2 protein-coding genes and 1 pseudogene are annotated in these 2,518 nt (G+C 57.6%); 2 read left to right on the top strand and 1 reads right to left on the bottom strand.

Going from position 1 to position 2,518, the window contains the following annotated elements; all coding sequences use genetic code 11:
• Positions 1–259 (bottom strand): annotated as a pseudogene (locus tag AC2FNU_RS24575) (hypothetical protein); the annotation flags it as partial.
• A gap of 191 nt (positions 260–450) precedes the next feature.
• Here AC2FNU_RS24575 and AC2FNU_RS24570 point away from each other — a divergent pair.
• Both AC2FNU_RS24570 and rpsA read left to right on the top strand, forming a co-directional pair.
• On the top strand, positions 451–750 hold the full coding sequence (locus tag AC2FNU_RS24570) for a DUF6525 family protein (RefSeq protein WP_496794177.1): 300 nt from the start codon (positions 451–453) through the stop codon (positions 748–750).
• A 265-nt stretch (positions 751–1,015) separates the two neighbouring features.
• The coding region (gene rpsA, locus AC2FNU_RS24565; RefSeq protein WP_496794174.1) for a 30S ribosomal protein S1 at positions 1,016–2,518 on the top strand (1,503 nt) is incomplete at its 3' end.

Here is a 2,518-nt window from a genome sequence, read left to right as displayed (position 1 = left end):
TCCACAGATACCAGGCAAGTGGCGTCCAGAAAACAGCATGGCCCAGCCCCATTAGCCGGACATAGCCAAGCTGGTTGAAGATCAGCAAAACCCCGACCGCAGCGAGCACACTGCCAACGACGGTGATGATCGCTGTCAGGCGCGTTTGCTTCCAGATCAACAGAGAGATCGGGAGGAGGAAGGCCCCAAAGCTCAGGACGTTTAACCAAATCTGAATCCACTGAGGCTGTTGGGCGACGATAAGGTTGAACTCTTCCATGATCTGACATCTCCGGTGCGTCTCTGTGCAGCCCCACTGGTGCCTTGTTGTGAGTGGTGATTCAACAAACCTGCAGCGTTATCAACGGAATGTGAGTGAGCCGGCAATAGGTGGGTTCCTTATGGCTCTAGTCATCTTGCACTTGGTTCTTTGAGATGTAATATCATCACAAAAATTGGAACGCAAAGAGCATGAACTTGAGCAGAACGCAGCGACGGGCTTTCCCAAAAGGCGAATCCAATCGCAACCTGCGCAGCAACCTTAAACGCCGCAGGCGGAACATCCCACCGATGCAGGCTTATGACGCGCTACCCCAAGAGTTGCGCCAATGGTTGGCGCAAGCCTGCCTGCCTTGGAGCCCGACCTCAGCTTTGAAGATCTGGAACAAGGCCGGGGGTGGCCGCGATCCATCATTCGCAATAGGTCGTCTAGAGTCGGTCGAGCGGGCGATGTTGCAACGCGATGCTCATGTGTGGGGCTTGAACAGGTAAGCTAATCGCAGCAGCAAGGACCTGCCGAACCAAGAAAACATGGGCTTTGCCCTTGCACATACTTGGGAATCCGCCTATACGCGCGCTGTCGATACAAGGGCGGTCAACGTCCGGATGACGTTTCTGAGCAGGGCCGGGTTACCTCGGCCCTTTGTGTTTGTTTGCTCAGGGGCGCACCGGGTCACGTCTGACGACATCATGAAACAAGACCGGCGGAGACAACCGCTCGGCCAGCAAAAACACTTGTAAAGGAAAACAACGCCACATGGCTAATACATCCATGGAGGAATTCGAAGCCCTCCTGAATGAAAGCTTCGAAATGGACACACCCGAAGAGGGTTCTGTTGTCAAAGGCAAGGTTCTGGCGATCGAAGCCGGCCAAGCCATCATCGACGTCGGCTACAAAATGGAAGGCCGCGTTGATCTGAAAGAATTCGCAAATCCCGGCGAAGCCCCTGAAATCGCTGTTGGTGACGAGGTCGAAGTTTACCTGCGCGCCGCAGAAAACGCCCGTGGCGAAGCCGTCATCTCGCGCGAGATGGCCCGCCGTGAAGAGGCATGGGACCGTCTGGAAAAAGCATATGCCGACGACCAGCGCGTCGAAGGTGCAATCTTCGGCCGCGTCAAAGGTGGCTTCACCGTCGATCTGGGTGGCGCAGTTGCGTTCCTGCCCGGCAGCCAGGTTGACGTGCGCCCCGTGCGCGACGCCGGCCCGCTGATGGGTCTGAAGCAGCCGTTCCAGATTCTGAAAATGGACCGCCGTCGTGGCAACATCGTTGTCTCGCGCCGCGCTATCCTGGAAGAATCGCGTGCCGAACAGCGTGCCGAAGTTATCGGCAACCTGTCCGAAGGTCAGACCGTCGAGGGTGTTGTCAAGAACATCACCGAATACGGTGCATTCGTTGACCTGGGCGGCGTTGACGGCCTGCTGCACGTCACCGACATGGCATGGCGCCGTGTGAACCACCCGTCCGAGATCCTGACGATCGGCGAAACCATCAAGGTTCAGGTCATCAAGATCAACAAAGAGACCCACCGCATCAGCCTGGGCATGAAGCAGCTGCAGGAAGATCCGTGGGATCTGGTTGCTGCCAAGTACCCGCTGGGCTCGGTTCATCAGGGTCGCGTCACCAACATCACCGACTACGGCGCGTTCGTCGAGCTGGAAGCCGGTGTCGAAGGTCTGGTGCACGTGTCCGAGATGTCCTGGACCAAGAAAAACGTCCACCCCGGCAAGATCGTTTCGACCAGCCAGGAAGTCGACGTCATGGTTCTGGAAATCGACGGCGCCAAGCGTCGCGTGTCTCTGGGCCTGAAGCAGACTCAGCGCAACCCGTGGGAAGTGTTTGCAGAAACGCATCCCGAGGGCACCGAGGTCGAAGGCGAAGTCAAGAACATCACCGAATTCGGTCTGTTCATTGGCCTCGACGGCGACATCGACGGCATGGTTCACCTGTCGGACCTGTCGTGGGACGAGCGTGGCGAAGATGCGATCCAGAACTACCGCAAGGGCGACGTCGTACAGGCGGTTGTCTCGGAAGTGGACGTTGAAAAAGAGCGTATCTCGCTGTCGATCAAAGCCCTGGGCGGTGACAAGTTCGCCGAAGCCGTGGGCGGCGTGAAGCGTGGCTCGGTCATCACCGTTGAAGTCACCGCAATCGAAGATGGCGGCATCGAGGTCGAGTACGAAGGCATGAAATCGTTCATCCGTCGTTCGGACCTGTCGCGTGACCGCGCCGAACAACGCCCCGAGCGTTTCTCGGTCGGT

The organism is Ruegeria sp. BHSB064, assembly GCF_059613205.1.
Note: the sequence above shows the minus strand (reverse complement) of the source record. Positions and strands in the feature narration are given on the sequence as shown.